The sequence below is a fragment of the Actinomadura sp. 3N508 genome, from assembly GCF_044326375.1.
Taxonomy (GTDB): Bacteria; Actinomycetota; Actinomycetes; order Streptosporangiales; family Streptosporangiaceae; genus Spirillospora.
The window spans coordinates 104,636-129,957 of the sequence record NZ_JBIRAX010000013.1; the positions used below are offsets into that span (position 1 = coordinate 104,636).

Here is a 25,322-nt window from a genome sequence, read left to right on the forward strand (position 1 = left end):
GTCAGACCCGGGGGTGAGCCGGCCTGCCGGGGAGGCGGCGTCAGGCGGACGCGGCGTCCTTTGCGCGGGCGCGCAGGGCGCGGGCCACGCCGTCCCGGCCCTCCGACAGCAGCCGCGCCAGCGCGGGCGGCGGACGCTCGTCGGCCAGGTACCTCTCGGTGCGGTCGATCGTCGGCTGCTCGACCATCAGGAAGGGGTAGGCGCCTTCGGCGAACGTCTGGGACATGTCGCTGCTCCACTCCTTCCACACGCGTCCGACCTCGGTGAAGTACTTCTCGACGTAGGGGCGCAGCAGATCGGTCTGGTCGGGCTCCACGAAGCCGCCCAGCGTCGCCCGGTAGACGGCGTTGGGCAGGTCGCCGGACACGATCCGCTCCCACGCCGCCGCCTTCGCCTCGGCGGACGGGAGCGCGGCCGTGCAGGCGGCGGCGTGCCGCTCGCCCGCGGCGGTCCTGTCGCGCTCGTGCTCGGCGTCGATCTCCGCCTTGCCCGCCTTGCCGGTGACGACGAGCCGGCGCAGCAGCGACCAGCGCAGGTCGGTGTCGACGGTGAGGCCGTCGAGGACCTCGGAGCCGTCCAGCAGGCCCTGCACGAACGCCAGGTGCTCGTCCGACACGGCGGACGCGGTGAACGCCTGCGTGTAGGCCAGCTGGAGGTCCGAGCCGGGGGCGGCGTCGCGGGCCAGCCCCGACAGCGTGTCCGCCAGCAGCGCCAGCCCCTCCCGGCGCCAGGCCGGGTCGGCGTACTGCTGGACGGCCGTGCGCGCCTGCCGCAGCAGCGTCTGCGTGACGGAGATGTCGGTGACGCCGCCGATGCCCTTCGCGACGAGCCGGACGTAGTCGCGCGTCGCCATCTCGGCGTCGCGGGTCATGTCCCAGGCCGCCGACCAGCACAGCGCCCGCGCCAGGCTCTCCTTGACCTCGCCGATGTGCTCGATCAGCGTCGCCAGCGAATGCTCGTCGAGACGGATCTTGGCGTAGGTGAGGTCGTCGTCGTTGACCAGCACCAGGTCGGGCCGCTTCTGCCCGACGAGCTGCGGAACCTCAGTCCGGGCGCCGACGACGTCGAGCTCGACCCGCTCCCGCCGGACGATGCCCTCGCCCGTCCTGTCGTAGAGGCCGATCGCGAGGCGGTGCGAGCGCAGCGTCGGGTAGTCGGGCTTCGCCTCCTGGAGGACGGCGAACGACGTGAAGTTCCCGTCGGCGTCGACCTCGTACTCGGGCCGCATCGTGTTGACGCCCGCGGTCTCCAGCCACTCCTTCGACCACGTCGTCAGATCGCGGCTGGAGGTCTCCTCCAGCGCGCCCAGCAGATCCGTCAGGACGGTGTTGCCCCACGCGTGCCGGTCGAAGTACCGCCGGACGCCCACCATGAAGTTGTCGAGCCCGACATACGCGACGAGCTGCTTCAGGACGGACGCGCCCTTCGCGTAGGTGATCCCGTCGAAGTTCACCTCCACCGCGCGGATGTCGGGGATGTCGGCGGCGATCGGGTGCGTGGACGGCAGCTGGTCCTGCCGGTACGCCCACGCCTTCTCCAGGTTCGCGAACGTCGTCCAGGAGCCCGTCCACTTGGTGGCCTGGGCCTGGCACAGGACGCTCATGTACGTGGCGAACGACTCGTTGAGCCACAGGTCGTCCCACCAGCGCATGGTGACGAGGTCGCCGAACCACATGTGCGCCATCTCGTGCAGGATCGTCTCGGCGCGCCGCTCGTAGGCCGCGTCGGTGACCCGGGACCGGAAGACGTAGTCCTCCAGGAACGTGACGGCGCCCGCGTTCTCCATCGCGCCCGCGTTGAACTCGGGGACGAACAGCTGGTCGTACTTGCCGAAGGGGTACGGGCGGCCGAAGACCTCCTCGAAGTAGGCGAAGCCCTGGCGGGTCACGTCGACGATGGCGTCCGCGTCGAGGTGCTCGGCCAGCGACGCCCGGCAGAACACGCCGAGCGGGATGACGGTGCCGTCGTCGCGGCGGTACTCGTCGCGGACGACGTGGTACGGCCCGGCGATGAGCGCGGTGATGTAGGTGGAGACCTGCGGCGTCGGCAGGAAATGCCACGTTCCGCCGCTCACCGTCTCGGGGGCCTCGTTGGTGACGACCTCCCAGTTCTCCGGCGCCCTGACGGTCAGCTCGAAGGTCGCCTTGAGATCGGGCTGGTCGAAGCACGTGTACATGCGGTGCGCGTCGGCCGTCTCGAACTGCGAGTACAGGTACACGCTGTCGTCGACCGGGTCGACGAACCGGTGCAGGCCCTCACCCGACCGCGAGTAGGCGCAGTCGGCCACGACCCGGAGCTCGTTCTCCCGGGCGAGATCGGGCAGCGGGATCCGGCCCTTGTCCGGGTCGTAGGACGCCGGGTCGAGCGCCTTCCCGTTCAGCGTCACGTCCCGCACGATGGCGCCGTGCAGGTCGATGAACGTGGACGCGCCAGGCTCGGTGCTCCCGAACCGCACCACCGTGGTGGACCCGAACCGCTCGTCGCCGCCCGTCGTCAGGTCCAGTTCGACCGTGTACGACTCGACGGTGAGCAGCCGGGCCCGTTCCCGCGCCTCCTCGCGCGTGAGGTTGCCTGCCACATGAACTCCTCGGTCGGCTTAATCGCTTGGTGCCCCCATGTCTACCAACCCGGCGCCGAAACGGCCCGTCCGCCACGGCATGCGTGACTTCGCACCGCGGGTATTCACGCCCGGGAATCAGGGCGGCGGGGGCCGGGTTGTCGCAGGAAGGCACCCCTTAGCGGGAAGAAAATCCCGATTATCGGGAAGACACCCCTAATCGCGCCCTAGGAGGCGACGTTGAGCAAGGACGCTGTCACACCGGTGGACTTCTGGTTCGATCCGCTGTGCCCGTGGGCATGGATCGCGTCCCGCTGGATCCTGGAAGTGGAGAAGCAGCGCCCGATCCAGGTGCGCTGGCACGTGATGAGCCTCAGCGTCCTCAACGAGGACAAGGACGTCCCGGAGGAGTACCGCCGCGGCCTCAAGGACGCCTGGGGCCCGGTGCGGGTCTGCATCGCCGCCGAGCAGAAGTACGGGAACGAGGTGCTCGGACGCCTCTACACCGAGATGGGCACGCGCCGCCACCACGAGCGGCAGAAGTTCGACCGGGCCTTCTTCGAGGCGTCGCTGTCGGCGGCCGGGCTGGACCCGGCCCTCGCGGACGCCGCCGAGACCACCGACTTCGACGAGGCCGTCCGGGCGTCCCACAAGGACGGCATCGACCGCGTCGGCCAGGAGGTCGGCACCCCGGTGATCGAGGTCGAGGGCAGCGCGTTCTTCGGCCCGGTCGTGACGCCGATCCCGCGGGGTGAGGCAGCCGTCAAGCTCTGGGACGGCGTGGTCGCGGTCGCGGCCACCGACGGCTTCTTCGAGCTCAAGCGCACCCGGACCAGGGAGCCCAGCTTCGACTGAGCGGGCGGGCGAGCGGGGCGTCTGAGCGGCGTGGGTGCAGGTTATTGCACGGGCACGTTATTGCAAGAATCTTGCAACTGCGATGCGCAGGCTTCAAAATGTCCCTGACGCAGAAAACGGTTAGGGGCGGTGAAGGATGCACGTACCGGACGGATTCATCGATGCGCCGGTATCGATCGCGGCGGGCGCGGTCGCGGTGGCCGGCGTCGCGGTCGCGCTGCGCGGCGCCCGGCGGGAGCTGGACGACCGCACCGCGCCGCTCGCGGGGCTGACGGCCGCGTTCGTGTTCGCCGCGCAGATGCTCAACTTCCCGGTCGCGTCCGGGACGAGCGGGCACCTGCTCGGCGGGGCGCTGGCGGCGATCCTCGTCGGGCCCTTCACGGGCGTCCTGTGCGTCTCGGTCGTCCTGCTGATGCAGGCGCTCCTGTTCGCGGACGGCGGCCTCACCGCCCTCGGCGTCAACATCACCGTGATGGGGCTCGTCACGGTCATCGTCGGATACGGAACGTTCCGGCTGCTGCTGGGGGTGCTGCCGAAGTCGAGGGCGTCGGTGGCCGGTTCGGCGTTCGCCGCCGCCGTGCTCTCGGTGCCCGCCTCGGCCGTCGCGTTCACGCTCCTCTACGCCGTCGGCGGGACCGCGGACGTGTCGATCGCGAAGGTCGCCACCGCGATGGTCGGCGTGCACGTGCTGATCGGGATCGGCGAGGCGCTGATCACCGCCGTGACCGTGTCGAGCGTGCTGGCCGTCCGGCCCGACCTGGTGCACGGGGCGCGCGGCCTGATCAAGCCGCTGGAGCTGCGCACCGCCAAGCCGCAGGCCGGCGGCCCGGCCGAGCCGTCGCGGGCCTGAGGGAGGACGACATGACCACCAAGAAGTTCTTCGTCGGGTTCCTCGCCGTCTCGCTCATCCTCGCCGGGATCGTGAGCTTCTACGCCAGCGCCCACCCCGACGGCCTGGAGAAGGTCGCCGAGGACAAGGGCATCAGCGCTGAGGAGAAGGACCACGCCCTCAAGGACTCGCCGCTCGGCGACTACGGCGTCAAGGGGGTCGACAACGCCCGGCTGTCCGGCGGCCTGTCGGGCGTGATCGGGGTCGGCGCCGTCCTGCTCGTCGGCGGCGGGCTGTTCTGGGGCGTCCGGCGGCGCGGCTCGGCCTCCGAGCGCCAGGAGCGGGAGGAGAGCGCGGCGTCCGGGGCGTCCGCGAAGGGCTGATGGGCGGGGGCCACGCGGCGGGTGTGACGCACCGGCTCTACGTGCCGGGCGCCTCGCCGGTGCACCGGCTGCCGCCGCAGTGCAAGCTCGTCGCCGTCCTGGCGTTCGTGCTGCTGGTCGTCGCCACGCCACGCGAGCGGATGTGGGCGTTCGGCGTGTACGCGCTGCTGCTCGCGGGCGTCGCGGCCACCGCCCGGATCCCGTTCGGGACGGTCGTGAAGCGGGTCGTGATCGAGGTCCCGTTCGTCGCGTTCGCGTTCCTCCTGCCGTTCGTCGCGACCGGCGAGGAGACGACCGTGCTCGGCGTCGGGCTGAGCGAGAACGGGCTGTGGGGCGCCTGGAACATCCTCGCCAAGGGCACGCTCGGCGTGGTCGCCTCGATCCTGCTGGCCGCCACCACCGAGCCGCGGCTGCTGCTCCTCGGCATCGAGCGGCTGCGGATGCCGCAGCTCATCACGCAGATCGCGACGTTCATGCTCCGGTACGGGGACGTCGTCGCCGCCGAGCTCGGCCGGATGAAGGTGGCGCGGGCGTCCCGCGGGTTCGAGGCCCGCGACCTGCGCGCCACCCGCGTGCTCGCCAAGTCGGTCGGGGCGCTGTTCCTGCGCTCGTACGAGCGGGGCGAGCGCGTTCACCTGGCGATGCTGAGCCGCGGCTACGACGGGCGCATGCCCGTCACGCACGACGTGGGCGCCACGGCCGCGCAGTGGACGGCCGCCGCCGCGCTGCCCCTCGCCGCCGCGCTGGTGACGCTGGCTGCTTGGATGACCCCATGACCGCGCCTTCGCCCGGCGTGCCCTCGCTCGAAGTGCCGTCGCTCGAAGTGCAGGGCCTCGCCTACGCCTATCCGGACGGCACGCAGGCCCTCTACGGCGTCGACCTGACGGTCGGGCGCGGCGAGCGGGTCGCGCTCCTCGGGCCGAACGGCGCCGGGAAGACCACGCTCGTCCTGCACCTCAACGGGATCCTGCACGGCGGCCTCGGCGAGGTCAGGGTCGGCGGCCTCGCGGTCGACCCGAAGGACAAGAAGGCGCTGCGGGAGATCCGCCGCCGTGTCGGCATCGTGTTCCAGGACCCCGACGACCAGCTGTTCATGCCGACCGTCCGCGAGGACGTCGCGTTCGGCCCCGCCAACCTCGGCCTGCGCGGCCCCGACCTGGACCGCCGGGTGCGGGACGCGCTGGCCCGCGTCGGCATGCAGGACGTCGCCGACCGCCCGCCGCAGCACCTGTCGTTCGGGCAGCGGCGCCGCGTCGCCGTCGCGACCGTCCTGGCGATGGAGCCGGAGATCCTGGTGCTGGACGAGCCGTCCTCCAACCTGGACCCGGCGAGCCGCCGCGAGCTGGCCGAGATCCTGCTGAGCCTGAACGTGACCGTCCTGATGGTCACGCACGACCTCCCGTACGCGGCGGAGCTGTGCCCGCGGTCGGTGATCCTGTCCGGCGGGGTCATCGCCGCCGACGCGCCGACCCGCGACGTGCTGACCGACCCCGGGCTCCTCAAGACCCACCGCCTGGAGCTCCCCTTCGGCTTCGACCCCGCCGCCACACTTCGCTGACCTCCGCGGCGTCCGCCGGCCGACCCCCGCCGTGCCCGCCTGCTGACCATAAGCGCTGACTGACGTCACGTTCCGGGGTTGACGGGTCTTTCACAGGCGCGGGCGCCGCTCGTGGGCGTTCGCGCCGAACGCTCGGTGAGGTGAATTTTCGGTTCGGGGTTTCGGCTTGCGCCGGTCCCGGAGCCTTGCCAGACTCAGGTCGACCAGAGGGAATGGTAATGGTTTTCATCACCGAAATGGGGTTTTCGTGAAGGTTGCGTTCGTTGGCAAGGGCGGCAGCGGCAAGACCACCCTGTCGGCGCTCTTCGTCCGGCACCTGGCCGGGCGCGGGCTCCCCGTGGTGGCCGTCGACGCCGACATCAACCAGCATCTCGGCGTCGCCCTCGGCCTGGACGAGGGCCGCGCCGCCAAGATCCCCGCGCTCGGCGACCGGCTCCCCGAGATCAAGGACTACCTGCGCGGCGACAACCCCCGGATCTCCTCGGCGTCGGCGATGGTGAAGACCACGCCGCCCGGGGCCGGCTCCCGGTTGCTGCGCTTCCGCGGCGACGACCCCATCCACGAGGCCGGCCAGGAGGTCGGCGTCGGCCTCGGGCCGGACGGAGCCGGCATCACGCTCCTCGCCACCGGCCCGTTCAACGACGACGACCTCGGCGTCGCCTGCTACCACTCCAAGACCGGCGCGGTCGAGCTCTACCTCAACCACCTCATGGAGGAGCCGGGCCAGTACGTCGTGGTCGACATGACCGCCGGAGCCGACACGTTCGCGTCCGGGCTGTTCACCCGGTTCGACCTGATGTTCCTGGTCGCCGAACCCACCCGCAAGGGCGTCGGCGTCTACCGGCAGTACACCGAGTACGCCCGCAACTACGACGTCGCCATCCGCGTCGTCGGGAACAAGGTGCAGATCGACGAGGACGTCGCCTACCTGCGCGACCACGTCGGCAGCGACCTGCTGACCTGGGTCGGCCAGTCGGCCGCCGTCCGCGCGCTGGAGCAGGGCCGGCAGGGCGTCCCGCTGGAGGAGGGCAACCTCGCCGCGCTCGACCGCATGCGCGCCGAGGTGGACTCCCGCGTAAAGGACTGGGACAAATTCCACCGCCAGGCCGTCGAATTCCACATCAAGAATGCCCGCAGCTGGGCGAACAAGGCGACGGGCGAGAACCTGGAAGAGCAGGTCGATCCGGAATTCCGTTTCCCGGCCGCCTACGCCGGGTGACGAACGGCTACCGGCGACCGGTGATCGGCACTACCCTGCGGTCATGACGATGCGGCGCATAATCATGATGGCTGCCGGTGCCGTGCTCCCGGTCGCCGTGATCGCCCTGATCTTCGACAACCAGTGGGTCGTCGACGCCATCAGGGAGAGCGATTTCGAGTACGACGAGGGCATCGGGCCGCTGGTGTCCTACTCCCAGGCCCTCGCCTGGCGGTTCACCCCGCGCCCGGGCGCGGAGTGGACCTACGTCCTGGTCACGGACTTCGCCGTCCTGCTGTTCTTCGTCCTGCTCGGACTGCTCGTGGTCGCGGGCGCCCGGATCATCGACCCGAACCGCGGGCCGCTGGGCGCCGTGATCGTCGGCTGGTGGGCCGCGATCGTCGCCGGGGCGGTCTCCGGGCTGGTGTACGGGCCCCTCGCCCACTGGACGCTCGACTTCGCGTCCGCGTCCGCATCCCGGACCATCTTCTTCGCCATCAGCGAGGGCGCGACCGCCGGCGCCCTGTTCGGCTGGATCGCGGGGCTCGGCGCCCTGGGCGGTTTCGCCATCTCCGGCTCGCGCACGGGGGCCCGGCAGCCCCAGGGGAGCCAGCTCCAGTACCCGCAGCGTCCGCCGTTCGCCCCGCAGCAGCCCGGCATGCCGATGCAGCAGCCGGGGATGCCCCCGCAGGGGATGCCGCAGCAGCCGATGCCGCAGCAGATGCCGCCTGGAATGCCGCCACAGCAGATGCAGCAGCCGCATCCGTCGGCCGTTCCGTACGTCCCGCCGCAGGGGCAGCCGCAGCAGCAGGCGTGGGGTGCCGCGCCCGTCCCGCAGCAGCCCGGTGCCCCGGCACCCCAGCAGCCCGGCGTCCCCGTGCCGCAGCAGCCGGGAACGTCGGTGCCGCAGCAGTTCGGCGCGCCGCCCGTCCCGCCGCAGCAGCCGGCCCCCGCGCCGGAGACCGCCGAGCCGGCCGAGCCCGAGACCGCCGCCGACGACCCCGAGCCGTCCGAGGCCGAGCCCGCGGCCGGGTCCGGTGCCGAGCCCGAGCCGCCCGCGGACACCCCGGAGGACGACGACCTGAACCTGGCGGACCGGACGATCGTCGACCGCGGCCGCAGCGAGGACTAGCCGCACCGCTGCGCGACCACCGCGTGGGGCCTGCGAGAATCGGGCCCATGCGCGTGTTTCTTGGGACCGACCATGCCGGCTTCGAACTGAAGGAGCACCTGGTCTCCTGGCTGAAGGAGAACGGGCACGAGGCCGTCGACTGCGGCGCGTTCGCGTACGACGCCGTGGACGACTACCCGCCGTTCGTCCTGCGGGCCGCCGAGCGGACGGCCGCGGAGCCGGGCACGCTCGGCGTCGTGATCGGCGGTTCCGGCAACGGCGAGGCGATCGCGGCCAACAAGGTGAAGGGCGTGCGGGCCGCGCTGGTCTGGAACGAGGACACCGCCAGGCTCGCCCGCGAGCACAACGACGCGAACGTCATCAGCATCGGCGCCCGGCAGCACGACCTGGCCACCGCGACGCGGTTCCTGGAGCTGTTCATCGAGACCCCGTACTCCGGGGAGCAGCGCCACACCCGCCGGATCACGATGCTCGGCGACTACGAGAACACCGGCGAGCTCCCGCCGCTGCCCTGACCCGGCGCTCCGTCCTGGCTAGACCCCGTCCGGGGGAGCGGGCTTGCGGGCGCCGCGCTTGCCGAGGCGGCGCCGCTCGTTCTTGGCGGCCTTCGTCCGCCGGGCGGGCTCGGCGGGCCCCGCGCCCGGCTCCGGGCCGTTTCCCGATCCCTGGTCGGCGCCGGTCGCCTGCTCGCCGTCCGGGGCGGGACGGGAGACGTCCCGTGCCCGCATCGCCGCGTCCACCGTGACCCGCATCCCCGGCTGTCCCATCGACCCGCCTCCTCGCCCGCTGAGCCGTTCATCCGGATGTCGCCCCGTCTCCGGATAATACGGAGCTGGACCGGTGCAACAGGTCACCCGTGGTCCGGATGCCGACCGGCGGCCGTGATTGCTCGATACAGTGCCGGGGTCATGCTTCAACGACTGGTGCAGCTGCTACCGCCGCGAGTGCGCGACGTGCTGCGGAAGATTCCGCTGCTCGTGGCGTTCTATCGCTGGCTCAGGCGGGGGAAGCTGACCCGGGAGCGCTACGTCTTCGCGGCGCTGGCGGTCCTCGCGATCGCGATCGGGCTCGCCACGTCCACCGACTCGCGCGGGCTGGCCCCGTCCGGCGCGCTGGTGCTGATCGTGGTCGGCGGCGGGCTGCTGCTGAAGGTGCGCAGCCTCGTCGCGCTGCTCGGCGTGGTGGTGGCGGTGACGGCCTACAACGCCCTGCACGACGTCGCCGCGATCGGGCCCGGGATGGTCGCCACGCTGTCGATCACCGCGGTGCTGGCGCTGTCGCTCGCCAGGACGCGGCAGAAGCTCGGCGTGCAGGGCCTGCGCGGCGACTCGATGCTGCTGGAGCTCCGCGACCGGCTGCAGCGCCAGGGCGAGATGCCCGAGCTGCCGGACGGCTGGGGCACGCAGGTCGTGCTGCTGCAGGCCGGCGGGTCGTCGTTCGGCGGCGACTTCGTCGTGTCGTCCTACCAGGGCGACTCGCTGGAGGTGGCGCTGGTCGACGTGTCCGGCAAGGGCACCGACGCGGGCACACGGGCGCTGATGCTGTCCGGTGCGTTCGGCGGGCTCCTTGGATCGGTCCAGCCTGATCATTTCCTGCCCGCGTGCAACGCCTACCTGCAGCGCCAGCGCTGGGACGAGGGGTTCGTCACGGCCGTGCACGTCGTCGTCGACCTGGCGACGGGGGAGTACACGGTCGAGTCGGCGGGGCATCCGCCCGCCGTCCAGTTCGACGCGGGCAGCGGCGCCTGGCGGGTCAGCTCCGCCAAAGGCGTGGTGCTCGGCGTCGTGCCCGACCTGAAATGCGTCCCCGAGCACGGCACGCTGGGGCCCGGCGACGCGCTGCTCCTCTACACCGACGGGCTGGTCGAGTCGCCGGGCAGCGACCTCGACGCCGGCATCGACCGGCTGCTCGGCGAGGCTGAGCGGCTCGTCCCGCAGGGGTTCGGCAGCGGCGCGCGGGAACTGGTGGAGACGATGGCCGCGGCCCGCGACGACGACTGCGCCCTCGTGGTCATCTGGCGCGTCTGACGCCCTTTCCCGCCTCCTTGCTCTGCGCGCGTCCGGCGAGGATGGCCCCGATCACCACGGTCCCGGCGGCCGCGCCGAGGCCCGCCAGCAGGCGCGCCCGCGTGGACGACATGGCGCCCGCCATCCCGAGCGGCGTGAACGCCCTGGTGTCGGTCTCCACGCGCTCGTCCGGCAGGGCCGAGCCCGACGGATCGTGCTGCCTGGGCGCGGCGCAGACCGACATCTGGACGGGCGCCAGGTCCAGCGCGGGCGCCCGGCCGGACGCGGGCCAGGCGTTGGACGGCGGCTGCTCCACGAGCGCGAGCAGCAGGTCGGACGCGGTCGGCCGGTCCACCGGGTTCCGCGCCAGCGCCGCCCGCACCGACGGGACCAGCGACTCCGGCAGCCCGGACAGGTCGGGCTCGTCGGACGCCGTCCGCAGGGTCGCAGGGTCGCCGCCGATGGGCATCCGTCCCGTCCCCGCGTGGGCGATGAGGCAGCCCCAGGCGAACACGTCGGCGGCCGGTGTCGCGGGCCCGCCGATGAGCACCTCCGGCGCCATCCAGCCCGGGGTGCCGAGGACCTTGCCGGTCGCGGCCGTCACGCTGATGGAGTCCTGGCTGCGGGCGATGCCGAAGTCGATGACGCGGCAGCCGGACAGGGTCAGCATCACGTTGGCGGGCTTCAGGTCGCGGTGCACCAAGCCCGCCGCGTGGATCGCGGCGAGCGCCGACGCGACCCCGACCGCGACGCCGTGCAGGTCGGCGGCCGGGAGCGGGCCGTCGTCGACGAGCCGGTCGTGCAGCGACACGCCGCCCACGTACTCGGTCACGAGGTAGGGGCGGCCCTCCTCCTCGCCGTGCGCGAGGACCCGCGCCGTGCAGAACGACGCGACGCGGCCCGCGAGGTACGCCTCGTCCAGGAAGCGCCGCCGGGAGGACGGGTCGCCGGCGAGATGTGGATGGATCGTCTTCACCGCGACGCGCCCGCCGGACACCGGGTCGGTACCGAGGTAGACGGTGCCCATGCCGCCCGAGCCGAGCCGGCCGAGCAGCGTGTGCCCGCCGACCTCGCGCGGGTCGGCGGGTTCCAGCGGCCTGATGTCTCCGTTCATGGGTCTTTCCGGCCCCCTTGCTGTCCTCGCCCCCGTGCATCCCCGTTCGGCGGCGGATTATTGGGGTGTCTTCGCAGGAAGTGCCGGAAACGTGATCGTCATGTCGATGTCGCGCCCTGTGCACCTGGGCACGGCAGAGTGGGAAGCGGTTCGGCAAGCACGGCCCGGTCCCGCCGGATTTTTTTCCTCCTCGGCGCGCGGGTGGCGGGCGGCGCCGGACCTGGTGCCCGCACGGGCGGCTCCCCAGGGGTGGGAGGCGCCGTCCGTGCGGGCATCTGTGCTGTTCAGGCCCCCATCGCCCGCCCTTCTCGGGCCCCGTCAGCTGCCCTTCTCGGGCGATGTTTCGCCGGGCAATGAGCAGGTAACATCCAGTCCTGCGTTCTCCCCCCGGGCGCTGGAACGCGGCGCGGGCCCGGTGCCGCGTGCGAACCGGAAAGGGGGAGGGGCACCGGGGTGCGCATATCCGGGGGCAGGCTGTCACCGTCGTGCTGGTCGGTGCGGACCCGCGTGACGGCCGCCGCCACCCTCATCGTCCTCATCCTGCTGACCGCCGGCGTCGTGCTCTTCTACCAGGCCGTCCGCGGCACCGTGTACCGCGACCTGCGCGACCGCGGCGATTTCGTCAGCACTGACCTGACCACGCTCGTGCGCACCACCGACCCGCACGGCACGCTGCCCGTCGAAGACCCTGACTTCACGCTCCTCCAGGTCGTGAACGCGGAGGGCGGCCTGGTCGCGTCGAGCGAGTCGCTGCACGGGCGCGGCCCGCTGGACGTCCCCGCCCCGCGCGTCCCGGGCCGTTCTGAGCACCGCACCCTCGACATCCGGGGCAAGGGCGCGGTCTACCTGGTCACCGAAAGCGTGTGGACCCCGCACGGCTGGCGGATCGTGCACACCGGCGCCCCCATCGGCGGCTTCACCCAGTACCGGGTCCCGTTCATCGGCATGCTCGCGGCGTCCGTGCTGCTCGCCACCATGGCGGTCGGCTGGATCGTGTCGCTGTCGGTGCGCCGGGCGCTGCGGCCGGTCCGGGTGATGAGCGCCGAGCTCGCCGAGATCACCGGCCGGGGGACGGGACGCCGGGTGACCGTCCCCGGGCCCGACGACGAGGTGTCCGAGCTCGGCGAGTCGGTGAACGTGACGCTGAGCAGGCTGGAGGCCGTGCTCGCCCGGCAGCGCGGGTTCGTCGCGGACGTCTCGCACGAGCTGCGCAGCCCGCTCACCGGGCTGCGCGCGCAGCTGGAGGTCGCGCTGGAGCGGCCGGAGGACGAGGACTGGCCCGCCGTCGCCCGCGCCGCGCTCGCCGACGCCGACCGGCTGCAGAGCATCGTCTCCGACCTGCTGATCCTCGCGAAGCTGGGCGCGGGCGTGCACGTCGCGCGGGAGCGGATCGACCTCGGCGAGCTGGTCCGCGCGGAGACGGCGCGGCGCCCCCGGCGGGTGCCGGTGGAGGTCGACGCGGCCGAGGGGGTCGTGGTGCAGGCCACGGCGCACCACCTCGTCAGGCTGCTGACGAACCTGCTCGACAACGCCGAGCGGCACGCCGCCTCGGGGGTGTGGGTCACCGTGACCACGGACGAGGACGACGCCGTCCTGCAAGTCCTGGACGACGGCGCGGGCATCGCCCCCGAGGACCGCGAACGGATCTTCTGGCGGTTCCAGCGGCTCCCCGAGGGCCGCGAGCGCGACCGCGGCGGCACCGGCCTCGGCCTGACGATCTCCCGCGACATCGCCCGCGCGCACGGCGGCACGCTCATCGCCGCCGACAGCGACAAGGGCGCGCGGCTCGTCCTGCGCATCCCGCTCGACAGGTCGGAAAGCTGATGCCGGACTCTCAACTGATGGGCGGACGCTGCGTCCCGTGCCCCGTGGCCTGCTCGAAGGCATGCCCGAGCTGCAGGACGGCGAGGTCCGCGCGATGCCGCCCGACGATCTGCAGCCCGACCGGCAGGCCGTCCTCGGTGAACCCGGCGGGGACCGACAGGGCCGGGCAGCCGGTCGCCGAAACCAGGAAGCAGGAGCGCATCCACTCCAGGTAGTCGGGCATGGGATGCCCGGCGACCTCGTCCGGGTACTCGATCGCGGCGTCGAACGGCGGCACCTGGCTGACCGGCAGGAGCAGCGCGTCGTAGCGTCCGAAGAACTCCCTGACCCGGTGGAACAGCGCCGTGTGCAGCGTCTCGGCCCGTCCGACGTCGCTGCCGGTGAGGGCACGGCCCGCCTCGATGTTGGCGGCGAGCGACGGTTTGAAGTCGGCGGGGCGCTCGTCGAGGAGGGGGCCGAGGGCGAGGTCCCAGTGCCAGGCGCGCAGCGTGCGGAAGACCTCGTCCGCGCCCGACAGGTCGGGGCACGCCTCGTCCACCGCGCAGCCGAGCTCCTCGAACGCCTTCACCGCCGGTTCGAGGACGCCGGTGACCGCCGGGTCGACGGGCACCCGGCCGCCGAGGTCGGGGGACCAGGCGAGCCGCAGGCCGGTGACGTCCCGGCCGAGCGGGCCCGCGAACGCCGATCCCGGTGTCTCCAGCGCGATCGGGCTGCGCGGGTCGGGACCGGCGAGCACCGACAGCAGCAGCGCCGCGTCGGCCACGTCCCGCGCCATCGGGCCCTGGACGCCCATCGTCGACCAGCCCGCCGGCACCGGCCACGACGGCACCCGCCCCGGCGACGGCCGGAACCCGACGACGTTGCAGAACGACGCGGGGTTGCGCAGCGAGCCGCCCATGTCGCTGCCGTCCGCGAGCGGATGCATCCCGCACGCCAGCGCGGCCGCCGCGCCGCCGCTGCTGCCGCCCGCCGACCGCGACAGGTCGTAGGGGTTGCGGGTGAGGCCGAACACCGGGTTGAACGTGTGCGAGCCCGCCGCGAACTCCGGCACGTTCGTCTTCCCGATCGTGATGGCCCCGGCGGCGCGGATCCGCTCGACGACGAGCTCGTCGGCGGCCGGGACGAGGTCGGCGAAGATCGGCGAACCGGAGGTCGTGCGGATGCCCCCGGTGGCGTGCGTGTCCTTGTGCGCGATGGGCAGCCCGTGCAGCGGCCCGGCGTCCGCGCCGCCCGCGAGCCGGTCGTCGGCCTCCCGCGCCTGCTCCAGCGCCCGCTCGGCGACCAGCGTCACGATGGCGTTGACCTGCGGGTTCGTCCGCTCGATCTGGTCGAGATGGGCCTGCACGACCTCGCGGGCCGACAGCTCCCGCGCCCGGATCCGGCGGGCGAGCTCCCGCGCGGACGCGAAGTGGATCTCCTCTGACACCGTGCTCCCCTTCTCCCGGACTGCGCTCCCAGTGTCCACCCCTGGCATCCGGGTCGACCTGCGCGTGTGGTCATGATGGGTCGGTGACGGAACGAGCCGGGGCCCGGGAGTTGCTGCGTCGCGTCCTTGACGCGGACGGCTGGACGTCCTGGGACACCCCGCCCGCCGGTGGGCCCGACCCGTCCTCGCCCTACGGCCGGGATCTCGCCGCCGCCCGCGAGCGCAGTAGATGCGACGAGGCCGTCATCACCGGCGAAGGCCGCCTGCATGGCCGCCGCGTCGCGTTCGTCGTGTCGGAGTTCCGTTTCCTCGCCGGATCGATCGGCCTCGCCACCGCCGACCGGATCGTCGCGGCCGTGGAGCGCGCCACCGCCGAGCGCCTGCCGCTGCTCGCCGCGCCCGCGTCCGGCGGCACCCGCATGCAGGAGGGGACGGCCGCGTTCGTGCAGATGGCCCGCATCGCCGCCGCCGTCATGGCGCACCGTGCCGCCGGGCTCCCGTACCTCGTCTACCTGCGGCATCCCACCACCGGCGGCGTCTTCGCCTCCTGGGGCTCGCTCGGCCACGTCACGGCCGCCGAGCCGGGCGCGCTCATCGGGTTCCTGGGGCCGCGCGTGTACGAGGGACTGCAGGGCGAACCGTTCCCGCCCGGCGTCCAGGTCGCCGAGAACCTCGCGGCGAAGGGGCTGCTGGACGCCGTTGTCGCCGTCGACGACCTGGCGGAGGTGGCGTCGCGCACGCTGAACGTCCTCTGCGAGAGGCCACCCGCGGCCCTTCAACCGGGGCCTCCGTCCGGTGCCGCGCCGGAGACGACGGCCTGGGAGTCGATCGAACGATCGCGGCGGCCGGGGCGTCCGGGGGTGCGTGACCTGCTCCGGTACGGCGCGTCCGACGTCACCCCGCTCTCCGGCACCGGCGAGGGCGAGGCGGGACGGGGGCTCCTCCTCGCCCTCGCCCGCTTCGGTGCGGCGCCCTGCGTCCTGATCGGCCAGGACCGGCAGAGCCAGCGCACCGGCCACCCCCTCGGCCCGGCGGCCCTCCGCGTGGCGCGCCGCGGGATGCGCCTCGCCGCCGGGCTGGGGCTCCCGCTGGTCACGGTCATCGACACGCCGGGCGCGGCCCTGTCCGCCGAGGCGGAGGAGGGCGGCCTCGCGGGTGAGATCGCCCGCTGCCTCGCCGACCTGATCCCGCTCCCCGCGCCGACGCTCTGCCTCCTGCTCGGCGAGGGCACGGGCGGCGCGGCGCTCGCCCTCCTCCCCGCCGACCGCGTGCTCGTGGCCCGGCACGCCTGGCTGTCGCCGCTCCCGCCGGAGGGCGCGTCGCTGATCGTCCACCGGACCCCGACCCGGGCGGACGAGATTGCGGCGTCGCAGGGCGTCCGGTCTGCGGACCTGCTCCGGGACGGCCTGGCCGACGTGCTGGTGGACGAGCACCCCGACGCCGCCGACGAGCCGGAGCCGTTCTGCCGCCGCGCCGCCGCCGCCGTCGAGCGGGGCCTGTGCGGCCTCGCCCCGGGCACTCCGGCCGTCCGCGCGGCCCGCTACCGTCCAACCCCATGACCGAAGCCGCCACCCGATCCGCGTACGACTCCGTCGCCGTTCTCTACGCCGACATGTTCCGCGACTTCCTGGACGACATGCCGCTCGACCGCGCGCTGCTCGCCGCGTTCGCCGACCTGACCCGGGGCTCCGGCCCGGTCGCCGATCTGGGCTGCGGGCCCGGCCGCCTGACCGGGCACCTCGCGTCCCTGGGGCTCCCCGTCTTCGGCGTCGACCTGTCACCCGAGATGATCGCGCAGGCCCGCAGGGAGCATCCCGGCCTGCGCTTCGACGAGGGCACCATCACGGCCCTCGACATCGCGGACGAGAGCCTGGGCGGCGTCCTGGCCTGGTTCTCGACCATCCACACGCCCCCGGAGGATCTGCCGCGGGTGTTCTCCGAGTTCCACCGCGTCCTCGCCCCGGGCGGCCACCTGCTGATCGCCTTCCAAGCCTGCGAGGGAGACGCGCCACAGCCCTTCGACCACAGGGTCGCCCTCGCCTACCGCTGGCCGCTGAGCCCGCTCTCCGGCCTTTTGCAGCGGGCCGGCCTCACCGAGATCGCCCGCCTCCACCGCGAACCGTCGGAGCAGGAACGCTTCCCCGCAGGGCACCTGCTGCTCCGTAAACCGTGACTGCGGGCGTCAGCCCTGGCGCTTGTCGGCCTCGTCGTCCCGGCCGTGTGCCGGAGCGCCGTGCCAAGCCCGATGCCAGGGGCGCCGGCGGTGGATCCGGCGGGTGCCGCGGCGGTGCCCGCCCCGCGGCAGGCAGGCGGCGAGCGCCGCGGCCGCCGCGACGGCGACGAGCGTGGCGAGGGCCCAGGCCACGATCTTCGGGCCGGTACATCCCCGGATGGTCCGCCGGCCCGGCGGATCCGAGACGATCAGGTGCGGGTCGCCCGCGACGGTCTTGTCCGCCATGTCGTTCGCTTTCTTTGCTCCGGATTGGCTGGCCCTAAATGCCGGTGACAGCATGTCATGTAACGACCACCCGTCGCATGACCGTCACCTGGATGACCGGCCACGTTCAGCCACCCATGGCCGGGTATACGGATGGTGGTGAACAGGTCGTTTGGGGGCTTACGATTTGGGGAGTCGTAAGGAGGTTCTGTGCGGGCGCTCGTCGTGCAGCATGATCATGTATCGCCGCCCGGGCCGGTGGGGGAGCGGCTCACCGAGCGGGGATTCGACGTCACCGAGATGGTGGTGGTGCCCGAGGAGCGGCACCGTACGCCGGGTGTGACGTTCGAGTTCCCTGACCCGGGGCAGTGGGATCTTCTGGTCCCCATGGGAGCGCCCTGGTCGGTGAACGACTCCGTCGTCGGTTCCTGGGTCCAGCCAGAGCTGCGGATGCTCGCGTCGGCGCAGGAGCAGGGAGTGCCGGTGCTCGGAGTCTGCTTTGGCGGGCAGGCGCTCGCGGCGGCGCTCGGCGGGCGGGTGGAGCAGGCCCCGCGGCCGGAGATGGGGTGGGTCGCGGTCGAGACCGATGATCCCGGGCTGGTCGGGACCGGGCCCTGGTTCCAGTTCCACTTCGACCGGTTCGTGCTGCCGCCCGGTGCCGTCGAGATCGCGCGGAGCGCCGTCTGCTCGCAGGCGTTCGTGGTGGGACGGTCGATGGGCCTGCAGTTCCATCCCGAGATCACGGCCGCGCAGTTCGGCCAATGGCTGGCGCACGGCGCCGCCCGGCACCTTCGCGAGCGGGGCATCGACCCGGACGCCGTCATGGCGGAGGTCGAGCGGACGGAGGCAGAGGCGGCCCGGCGGACCCACGCCCTCGTCGACGCCTTCCTGGACCGGGTCGCTACCCGGAAGCTCGAACCAGGGCGTTGAACAGGGCCTGCTGAGCGGGGTCGGTGGCGGCCGTGTCCTCGGGATGCCATTGGACGGCCAGGAACCACGGGCCGGGGTTCGCCATCTCGGCGGCCTCAAGGGTGCCGTCGGCGGCGTGGGCCGTGGGAGTCAGGGACGGAGCCAGCGTCGCCGTCGCCTGGTGGTGGTAGCAGGATGCGGTCGTCTCCTCGCCGCCCAGGGACTTCGCCAGGAGCGTGCCCGCCTTCACGCTCACGGGGTGGAGCTTGTGGCGGTGGTCTTCAGGCATGTGCTGGGTGAGGCTGCCGCCCAGGACCGTGTTCACGATCTGGAAGCCGCGGCAGATGGCCAGGGTGGGGATGCCCGCTTCCAGGGCGTGGGTGGCCAGGGCCAGGTCGAAGGCGTCCTGTTCGTCGTCCACGTCGTAGAGGGACTCGTGTTCGGTGTCCGCGCCGTAGTGCCGGGGGTGGATGTCGCCGCCGCCCGGCAGGAGGAGCCCGTCGCAGCGGGTCAGGCGGGACGGTTCGTACGGGTCCGCCGGGTGCATGATGAACGGCTCGCCGCCCGCCCGGTACACCGCCTCGACGAGGGCGCGGGCGGCGACCTCGGCCCTGTAGCGGAGGGCCGAGGCGGACGTGGAGAAGCGGGCCGGAAGGGCGATGAGGGGACGGGTCACAACTCGATCCACGTGGTCTTGAGGTCGGTGTACTTGTCGAGGGCGTGCAGCGACTTGTCGCGGCCGTGGCCCGACTGCTTGACGCCGCCGAACGGGACGCTCATGTCGCCCTCCTCGTAGCAGTTGACCCAGACCGTCCCGGCGCGGAGGGAGCGGGAGACCCGGTGCGCGGTGGACAGGTCGGACGTCCAGACGGCGGCGGCCAGGCCGTAGTCGGTGTCGTTGGCGAGGGTGATCGCCTCGTCCAGGGTGTCGAACTCCAGGACCGCCAGGACGGGCCCGAAGACCTCCTCGCGGGCGAGCCGCATGTCCGGCTTGACCTGGTCGAACACCGTGGGGGCGATGTAGCGGCCGTCCGCCGTGGCGCCGGTGCGCAGGCGGGCGCCGTCCGACTTCGCCGCCTGGATGTGCGACATGACGCGGGCGTGGTGGGCGAGCGAGACCAGCGGGCCCATCTCGGTGGACGGGTCCAGCGGGTCGCCCGTGCGGAGCGCCTCGGCGCGGGCGACGACGCGGTCGACCACCCGGGAGGCGATCGAGCGGTGCACGAGGAGCCGCGACGGGGCCGTGCACATCTCGCCCGCGTTGAAGAAGATGCCCCAGGCGGCGGTGTCGGCGGCGGCGTCCAGGTCGGGGGCGTCCGGGAGGATGATGTTGGGGGACTTGCCGCCCAGCTCCAGCCAGACGCGCTTGAGGTTGGAGTCGGCGGCGTAGCGCAGGAAGTGCCGTCCGACGTCGGTGGAGCCGGTGAAGGCGAGGACGTCCACGGACGGGTGCTCGCCCAGCGCCCGCCCGGCGACCTCGCCGGGGCCGTTGACGACGTTGAACACGCCGGGCGGCAGCCCCGCCTCGGTGGCGAGCGCGGCCAGGTGCAGGGCGGAGAGCGGGGACTCCTCGGCCGGTTTGAGGACGGCCGTGCAGCCGGACGCGAGCGCCGGGGCGATCTTCCAGGCGGCCATGGTGAGCGGGAAATTCCATGGCACGACGGCCGCGACCACGCCGACGGGTTCGCGGGTGACCAGGGCCAGGGAGGAGCCGCCCGTGCGGGGCGACTCGTCCAGCTGCTTGTCGGCGGCCTCGGCGTACCAGCGGATGCAGTTGATCACGGCGCGCAGCTCGATGCCGTAGGACTCGCTGATCGGCTTGCCCATCTCCAGGCTGATCAGGAGGGCGATCGTCGAGCGGTCGCGTTCGATCAGGCCGGCCCAGCGCAGCAGGGCCGCCTTGCGCTCGGCGGGTGCGAGGCGCGGCCAGGGGCCGGTGTCGAACGCGCGGCGGGCCGCGGCGACGGCGGCGTCCACCTCCGGCTGCCCGGCGGAGGCGATGCGGGCGATCGTCTTGCCGTCGCGGGGCGAGACGACGGGGGTCGAGGCCGTGCCGGTGAACTCGCCGTCGATGTGGTGGCCGGTGTGCGGGACGAGCCCGGCGGCACGGGCCCGCCATTCCTCGTACGGGACGTCGGTCACGAACCCTCCTCTAGAGTCGTTTGCACCCGAACAGTAACCCCGGCGGCTTGACCGCCGCCATCCGGGTTCCTAGATTATTTGGGACCAAACAAAATGGAGGTGGAGCGATGGCAACCGTCGCGGGCGTCACCGTCGAGCCCGGACACTGGATCGGCGGCGAGCGCACCGGCTCCCCCGAGTCCTTCACCAGTGTCTCGCCGATCGACGAGCGGCCGATCGCGGAGATCGCCCGGGGCGGGGCGGCGGAGGCGGACGCCGCCGTCGGCGCCGCGCGCCGGGCCTTCCCCGCCTGGGCCAGGACGAGCCGGGAGGAGCGGGCGCGGCTGCTGCACGCCATCGCCGACGGCGTCGAGAAGCGGATCGAGGAGCTCGCCCAGGTCGAGACGGCCGACAACGGCGCGCTGATCCGCTCCCACCGGCGCGGGGTGATGCCCCGGGTCGCGCACAACTTCCGGTTCTTCGCCGACTGGCTGCTGAAACTCGGCCACGAGGACTTCGAGACCCGGGGCCACACCAACCACGTGAGCTGGGATCCGGCGGGCGTCGCGGCGCTCATCACCCCGTGGAACGCTCCGCTGATGCTCGCCACGTGGAAGATCGCGCCCGCGCTGGCGGCCGGGAACACCGTGGTGCTCAAGCCCGCCGAGTGGACGCCGCTCACCGCGTCGCTGCTGGCCGACATCACCGCCGAGGCCGGGCTGCCGGACGGCGTGTTCAACGTCGTCCAGGGATACGGCGCGGAGGTCGGCGGGCCGCTGACCGCCCATCCCGACGTCAACCGGATCAGCTTCACCGGGTCGGTTCCCACGGCCCGGACGATCGCGGCCGCGGCGGCGCCCAACCTGACGCCGCTGTCGCTGGAGCTGGGCGGCAAGTCGCCGCTGCTCGTGTTCGCCGACGCCGACCTCGATCTCGCGGTCGATCTGGCGGTCGAGCAGTACGACAACGCCGGGCAGGTCTGCCTGGCGGCGACCCGGCTGCTGGTCGAGTCGTCCATCGCGGACGAGTTCACCGCGCGCTTCCTGGAGAAGGCCGCGCGGATCAAGCAGGGCGACCCGCGCGACGAGGGCACCGACATCGGGCCGCAGATCCATCGCCGCCATCTGGAACGCGTGGACGGCTTCGTCCAGCGGGCCAAGGAGGCGGGGGCGCGCGCGCTCATCGGCGGCGGCCCGAACGAGGAGCTGGGCGGTCTCTACTACCGGCCGACCCTCTTCGCGGACGCTCAGGAAGGGGCTGAGATCCTCACGGAAGAGGTGTTCGGGCCCGTCCTCACGCTTCAGACGTTCGACACAGAAGAGCAGGCCATCGCCATGGCCAACGGCACCCGGTTCGGGCTCGGCGCCACGCTCGCCACCGGCGACCCAGAGCGCGCGCGGCGCGTGACGGAGCGGCTCGTGGCCGGGACGGTCTGGGTGAACTGCTTCTTCGTCCGCGACCTGAAGGCCCCCTTCGGCGGGTCCCGGCAGTCCGGGGTCGGCCGCGAGGGCGGCGACTGGAGTTTCGATTTCTACTGCGACCTAAAGAACACGGTGACGGCCCCATGGGCGAGATAGTCGGCGCGGGACTCCTCGCGCACGTTCCCACGATCGTCCTGCCCGAGGTCACGCGGCGCGAGCTGAACAACGGCGAGGACACCACGCTCGTCCCCGGCCTGCACAGGCTGCGCAAGGACGTCTTCGAGAAGGACGACTACGACACCGTCGTCGTCCTGGATTCGCACTGGGCGACGACGGTCGAGTTCGTCACGACCGCGCACGAGCGCAGGGCGGGGCTGTACACGTCCGAGGAGCTGCCGCGCGGCATGTGCCGGATGCCGTACGACTTCCCCGGCGACCCCGAACTGGCCCATGCGGTGGCGCGCTACGCCGGCAAGCACGGCACGTGGATCACCCCGATCGACGACCCGTACCTGCCGATCTACTACGCCACCGTCAACCTGTGGACGCACCTCGGCGTGCCCGATGATCCGTACCTCGGTGACCCCGGGAAGCGGTGGATGTCGATCGGCGTGTGCCAGACCGCCGACACCGAGGACTTCCTGCGCCTCGGCCGTGCCCTCGGCGACGCCATCGCGGCCACCGACCGGCGCGTGCTGCTGATCGCGTCCGGCGCGCTGTCGCACACGTTCTGGCCGCTGCGGGTGATCCGCGACCACGAGGCGTCCGGGCCCGAGCACATCTTCACGCCCGCGGCGCGGGCCGCCGACGAGGAGCGCATCGCCTGGCTCCGCGCGGGCGACCATGGCCGGGTGCTCGACACCATGCCGGAGTTCCTGACCTTCAAGCCGGAGGCCCGCTTCGGCCACTACCTCATGATGATCGGCGCCCTGGGCGAGCACGCCTGCACGGCCCCTGGACGCCTCTACAGCGAGTACGAGAACTCCGTCGGGACGGGCCAGGTGCACATCTGGTTCGACCGCCCTGAGAACGGATGGACCGCGTAATGCCCGAATACCGGCGGATCTTGCTCGACGGCGCCGCCACCCAGGTCATCAGGGACGGCGACGACCTCGTCAGCGCGGACGGCCGCCGGGTGCGGGCCGGTGAGGCCGTCCACCTGCCGCCGTGCGAGCCGTCCAAGGTCGTCGCGGTGCACCTCAACCACCGCAGCCGCGTCGAGGAGTTCCAGACCACGCTCCCGCCCGCTCCCACGTACTTCCACAAGCCGATCTCGGCGCTGAACGCGCACGGCGGCGCGGTCGTCCGGCCGGAGCGGTGCAAGTACCTCAACTACGAGGGCGAGATCGCGATCGTCATCGGGCGGACGGCCCGGAACGTCTCCCCGAAGGAGGCGGGCGACTACATCGCGGGCTACACGGTCGCCAACGACTACGGCCTGCACGACTTCCGCGACACCGATGCGGGGTCGATGCTCCGGGTGAAGGGCTCCGACACCCTCTGCCCGCTGGGCCCCGGCCTCGTCACCGACTGGGACTTCCACGGCAAGTACCTGCGGACGTACGTGAACGGCGAGCTGGTGCAGGACGGCAGCACCGACGAGATGGAGTGGGACATGCACTACCTCGTCGCCGACATCGCCCGCACCATCACGCTCTACCCCGGTGACGTGCTGCTGTCGGGGACGCCGGCGAACTCGCGTCCCGTCCAGCCGGGCGACGTCGTGGAGGTCGAGGCGGAGGGGCTCGGACGGCTCCGCAACCACATCGTCGCGGGCCCGGTGCCGATCCGGGACGACTGCGGCGCCCAGCCCACCGAGTCGGAGGAGGTCATCTCCACGACGTTCGGCGGCGACTGGGAGTTCCGCGGCATCCGCGCCCCGCGCCGCTGACCCTCGGGCGTCTGCGCGGGCGGGGAGGCCCGCGCAGACGGCGGTCAGGACACCAGGGTCTCGGTGCGGCGGACGACCTCGCGGCAGAACGCTCCGACGCCGTCCGGGTCGTCGGTGAACTGGGACGGCTTGATGCAGAACGTCGTGAACCCCTGCTCCAGCTGCGACGGGATGGTCTCCAGCGCCGGTTCGAGCGGCGACACGGAGTCGTCGTCGGGGAACACGGGACGGCAGCCGCCGATCATCTCCAGGTCGGCGGCGTCGCGGCCGGCGGCGGCCATCGCGGCGGCGAGCCGGTCGGTCTCCTCCGGCGTGGGACGTCCCAGCGGGTGGAAGCCGTGCCCGTACTTCACGAGCCGGTCGAGCAGCCTGTCGTGGAGGTGCTGCCCGCCGAACCACATGCGCGGCCCGTCCGGACGGTACGCGCGGGGCTCGAAGTAGACGTCCTCGAAGGAGAAGTGCGTGCCGCCGTAGGAGACGGGGGAGCCGCGCCACAGCAGGTCCCAGATCTTCAGCTGCTCGTCCAGGATCGCGCCGCGCTTGCCGAACGGGACGCCGAGCGCCGCGTACTCGTCCCGGCTCCAGCTCACGGTCGGCTGGACGACGAGCCGCCCCTCCGACAGCAGGTCGAGCGTGCCGATGTCGCGGGCCAGCGCGAGGGGGTGCCGCAGCGGGGCGAGGACGGCCGCCGCCGCCAGCCTGATCCGCGTCGTCACGGACGCGATCGCGCCGAGCAGCATCAGCGAGCCGGGCCAGGGGGTGAACGGGTCCTGGTTGCCGGGGTAGGCGTAGTCGCGCGGGTTGCCCATCACGCCCTTGGCGCCCGCGTCCGGGCCGAGCACGATGTGCTCGCTGACCATGACGGCGTCGAAGCCGGCGTCCTCGGCCTCGCGCGCCCACCGGACGAGGGTGGGCAGGTCGCGGCCGGTGGTGAGCGTCCAGTTCTCGCTGAGCACGAGCACGAAGCGGGGCGGTGGTGTCATCCCGATATCGTATGGGCCCAAACGAAGCGCGGCAAGGGTCAGGCGCGGGAGGCGCGGCGGCCGGAGCGGCGCGGCGGCGGGGGCGACTCGGCCCGCAGCGAGGCGCGCCGCTCGTCGCCCTCCTCCTCCAGATGCTCGATGATCGACCGGAGCGTCTGCGCGAGGCCGCGGTTGTCGTCGGCGCTCAGCCGGTCCACCACGAACGCCTCCTCGGCGTTGAACGCCGGGAACAGCGCCCGCATCAGCTCCTGCCCCTTGACGGTCAGGCGCAGCAGGACGAGGCGGCCGTCCGTGGCGTGCGAGCCGCGCTCGATCAGGCCGCGCCCCTCCAGCGTCTTGACGACCCCGGTGAGCGTCCCCTTGGAGATGCCCGCCTCCTCGGCGACGTGGCGCGTCTCCATCTCGTCCCAGATCCACACGACCCACAGGACGACGAACGCGGTCCACGTCAGGTCGGCGCCGCGCAGGACCGAGCTCTCGAAGTGCTGCCGGATCGCGGCGGCCGCCCGGTAGATGTTGGAGACCGCCATCATCGCGTCGTGCCGCAGCGGGACGTCGCCGAGCCGCCGCTGGATGGCCTGCTCGGTCTCTTGCAGTGTGTGGTGCCCGGTCACGGTGCGTCCTCCAAGGGGCCCTGCGCTGACGACCCTGTCACGGGGCCGGAAGGCGAATCTACCC

25 protein-coding genes are annotated in these 25,322 nt (G+C 72.7%); 16 read left to right on the plus strand and 9 right to left on the minus strand.

Going from position 1 to position 25,322, the window contains the following annotated elements:
* Positions 1–40: 40 nt before the first annotated feature.
* The gene (gene pepN, locus ACH34S_RS35700; protein ID WP_395957312.1) at positions 41–2,578 is read right to left on the minus strand and encodes an aminopeptidase N; all 2,538 of its coding nucleotides are present in this window, start codon (positions 2,576–2,578) and stop codon (positions 41–43) included.
* Positions 2,579–2,797: 219 nt separating this feature from the next.
* Between pepN and ACH34S_RS35705 the strand changes: the two genes are divergently transcribed.
* The 8 genes from ACH34S_RS35705 to ACH34S_RS35740 all read left to right on the plus strand — a co-directional run bounded on the left by ACH34S_RS35705 (position 2,798) and on the right by ACH34S_RS35740 (position 9,027).
* A complete protein-coding gene (locus tag ACH34S_RS35705) occupies positions 2,798–3,412 on the plus strand; it encodes a DsbA family protein (RefSeq protein ID WP_395957313.1) in 615 nt (204 codons plus the stop codon).
* Between the two features lie 136 nt (positions 3,413–3,548).
* Positions 3,549–4,262 carry an energy-coupling factor ABC transporter permease gene (locus tag ACH34S_RS35710; RefSeq protein WP_395957314.1) on the plus strand — a complete coding sequence of 238 codons (714 nt, stop codon included), beginning with the start codon at positions 3,549–3,551 and terminating at the stop codon, positions 4,260–4,262.
* A gap of 11 nt (positions 4,263–4,273) precedes the next feature.
* Positions 4,274–4,624 (plus strand): PDGLE domain-containing protein, encoded by a 351-nt coding sequence (locus ACH34S_RS35715; protein ID WP_395957315.1) that lies wholly within the window; start codon positions 4,274–4,276, stop codon positions 4,622–4,624.
* Positions 4,624–5,400 (plus strand): cobalt ECF transporter T component CbiQ, encoded by a 777-nt coding sequence (cbiQ, locus tag ACH34S_RS35720; RefSeq protein WP_395957316.1) that lies wholly within the window; start codon positions 4,624–4,626, stop codon positions 5,398–5,400. Before ACH34S_RS35715 ends, cbiQ begins: the two co-directional genes overlap by 1 nt.
* Positions 5,397–6,182 (plus strand): energy-coupling factor ABC transporter ATP-binding protein, encoded by a 786-nt coding sequence (locus tag ACH34S_RS35725; protein ID WP_395957317.1) that lies wholly within the window; start codon positions 5,397–5,399, stop codon positions 6,180–6,182. Before cbiQ ends, ACH34S_RS35725 begins: the two co-directional genes overlap by 4 nt.
* Before the next feature lie 247 nt (positions 6,183–6,429).
* Positions 6,430–7,401, plus strand: coding sequence for an ATP-binding protein (locus ACH34S_RS35730; RefSeq protein ID WP_395957318.1), 972 nt, complete (start codon positions 6,430–6,432; stop codon positions 7,399–7,401).
* A gap of 43 nt (positions 7,402–7,444) precedes the next feature.
* Positions 7,445–8,512 (plus strand): hypothetical protein, encoded by a 1,068-nt coding sequence (locus ACH34S_RS35735; RefSeq protein ID WP_395957319.1) that lies wholly within the window; start codon positions 7,445–7,447, stop codon positions 8,510–8,512.
* A 47-nt stretch (positions 8,513–8,559) separates the two neighbouring features.
* A complete protein-coding gene (locus ACH34S_RS35740) occupies positions 8,560–9,027 on the plus strand; it encodes a ribose-5-phosphate isomerase (protein ID WP_395957320.1) in 468 nt (155 codons plus the stop codon).
* Between the two features lie 18 nt (positions 9,028–9,045).
* Here the strand turns inward: ACH34S_RS35740 and ACH34S_RS35745 are convergent, their stop codons facing one another.
* A complete protein-coding gene (locus ACH34S_RS35745) occupies positions 9,046–9,279 on the minus strand; it encodes a hypothetical protein (protein WP_395957321.1) in 234 nt (77 codons plus the stop codon).
* 141 nt (positions 9,280–9,420) lie between these two features.
* On the opposite strand from ACH34S_RS35745, the gene ACH34S_RS35750 reads away from it, so the two are divergent.
* Positions 9,421–10,539: a PP2C family protein-serine/threonine phosphatase gene (locus tag ACH34S_RS35750; protein ID WP_395957322.1), complete on the plus strand. Its 1,119-nt coding sequence runs from the start codon at positions 9,421–9,423 to the stop codon at positions 10,537–10,539.
* Here ACH34S_RS35750 and ACH34S_RS35755 read toward each other — a convergent pair.
* Positions 10,523–11,632: a serine/threonine-protein kinase gene (locus tag ACH34S_RS35755; RefSeq protein ID WP_395957323.1), complete on the minus strand. Its 1,110-nt coding sequence runs from the start codon at positions 11,630–11,632 to the stop codon at positions 10,523–10,525. The two genes, ACH34S_RS35750 and ACH34S_RS35755, sit on opposite strands and share 17 nt — an antisense overlap.
* A 453-nt stretch (positions 11,633–12,085) precedes the next feature.
* Here ACH34S_RS35755 and ACH34S_RS35760 point away from each other — a divergent pair, with 453 nt between their 5' ends.
* Positions 12,086–13,456: a sensor histidine kinase gene (locus ACH34S_RS35760; RefSeq protein WP_395957324.1), complete on the plus strand. Its 1,371-nt coding sequence runs from the start codon at positions 12,086–12,088 to the stop codon at positions 13,454–13,456.
* Between the two features lie 10 nt (positions 13,457–13,466).
* Here ACH34S_RS35760 and ACH34S_RS35765 read toward each other — a convergent pair whose 3' ends face one another.
* Positions 13,467–14,930: an amidase gene (locus ACH34S_RS35765; protein ID WP_395957325.1), complete on the minus strand. Its 1,464-nt coding sequence runs from the start codon at positions 14,928–14,930 to the stop codon at positions 13,467–13,469.
* 35 nt (positions 14,931–14,965) lie between these two features.
* Here ACH34S_RS35765 and ACH34S_RS35770 point away from each other — a divergent pair, with 35 nt between their 5' ends.
* Both ACH34S_RS35770 and ACH34S_RS35775 read left to right on the plus strand, forming a co-directional pair.
* Complete coding sequence (locus ACH34S_RS35770) at positions 14,966–16,441, plus strand: carboxyl transferase domain-containing protein (RefSeq protein ID WP_395957326.1); 1,476 nt, start codon at positions 14,966–14,968, stop codon at positions 16,439–16,441.
* The gene (locus ACH34S_RS35775) at positions 16,438–17,055 is read left to right on the plus strand and encodes a class I SAM-dependent DNA methyltransferase (protein WP_395957327.1); all 618 of its coding nucleotides are present in this window, start codon (positions 16,438–16,440) and stop codon (positions 17,053–17,055) included. Before ACH34S_RS35770 ends, ACH34S_RS35775 begins: the two co-directional genes overlap by 4 nt.
* A gap of 9 nt (positions 17,056–17,064) precedes the next feature.
* On the opposite strand, the gene ACH34S_RS35780 is transcribed toward ACH34S_RS35775, so the two are convergent.
* Positions 17,065–17,340, minus strand: a complete 276-nt coding sequence (locus tag ACH34S_RS35780) for a hypothetical protein (protein ID WP_395957328.1) — start codon at positions 17,338–17,340, stop codon at positions 17,065–17,067.
* Positions 17,341–17,529: 189 nt separating this feature from the next.
* On the opposite strand from ACH34S_RS35780, the gene ACH34S_RS35785 reads away from it, so the two are divergent.
* Complete coding sequence (locus ACH34S_RS35785; RefSeq protein ID WP_395957329.1) at positions 17,530–18,249, plus strand: type 1 glutamine amidotransferase; 720 nt, start codon at positions 17,530–17,532, stop codon at positions 18,247–18,249.
* Here the strand turns inward: ACH34S_RS35785 and ACH34S_RS35790 are convergent.
* Together ACH34S_RS35790 and ACH34S_RS35795 are read right to left on the minus strand one after the other, a co-directional pair.
* Complete coding sequence (locus ACH34S_RS35790; RefSeq protein ID WP_395957330.1) at positions 18,221–18,904, minus strand: gamma-glutamyl-gamma-aminobutyrate hydrolase family protein; 684 nt, start codon at positions 18,902–18,904, stop codon at positions 18,221–18,223. The genes ACH34S_RS35785 and ACH34S_RS35790 overlap by 29 nt on opposite strands.
* Positions 18,901–20,370: an aldehyde dehydrogenase family protein gene (locus tag ACH34S_RS35795; RefSeq protein ID WP_395957331.1), complete on the minus strand. Its 1,470-nt coding sequence runs from the start codon at positions 20,368–20,370 to the stop codon at positions 18,901–18,903. Before ACH34S_RS35795 ends, ACH34S_RS35790 begins: the two co-directional genes overlap by 4 nt.
* A 107-nt stretch (positions 20,371–20,477) precedes the next feature.
* Here ACH34S_RS35795 and ACH34S_RS35800 point away from each other — a divergent pair, with 107 nt between their 5' ends.
* From ACH34S_RS35800 to ACH34S_RS35810, 3 genes are read left to right on the plus strand one after another with little or no spacing between them, the layout of a single operon-like run.
* On the plus strand, positions 20,478–21,926 hold the full coding sequence (locus ACH34S_RS35800; protein ID WP_395957332.1) for an aldehyde dehydrogenase: 1,449 nt from the start codon (positions 20,478–20,480) through the stop codon (positions 21,924–21,926).
* Entirely contained in the window at positions 21,914–22,816 is a 903-nt protein-coding gene (locus ACH34S_RS35805; protein ID WP_395957333.1) for a 3,4-dihydroxyphenylacetate 2,3-dioxygenase, read from the plus strand. Before ACH34S_RS35800 ends, ACH34S_RS35805 begins: the two co-directional genes overlap by 13 nt.
* Complete coding sequence (locus ACH34S_RS35810) at positions 22,816–23,661, plus strand: fumarylacetoacetate hydrolase family protein (protein ID WP_395957334.1); 846 nt, start codon at positions 22,816–22,818, stop codon at positions 23,659–23,661. The genes ACH34S_RS35805 and ACH34S_RS35810 overlap by 1 nt, the downstream gene beginning before the upstream one ends.
* Before the next feature lie 44 nt (positions 23,662–23,705).
* On the opposite strand, the gene ACH34S_RS35815 is transcribed toward ACH34S_RS35810, so the two are convergent.
* Together ACH34S_RS35815 and ACH34S_RS35820 are read right to left on the minus strand one after the other, a co-directional pair.
* Positions 23,706–24,644, minus strand: coding sequence for a TIGR03619 family F420-dependent LLM class oxidoreductase (locus ACH34S_RS35815; protein WP_395957335.1), 939 nt, complete (start codon positions 24,642–24,644; stop codon positions 23,706–23,708).
* A 38-nt stretch (positions 24,645–24,682) separates the two neighbouring features.
* Positions 24,683–25,258: a MarR family winged helix-turn-helix transcriptional regulator gene (locus tag ACH34S_RS35820; protein ID WP_395957336.1), complete on the minus strand. Its 576-nt coding sequence runs from the start codon at positions 25,256–25,258 to the stop codon at positions 24,683–24,685.
* Positions 25,259–25,322 lie beyond the last annotated feature (64 nt).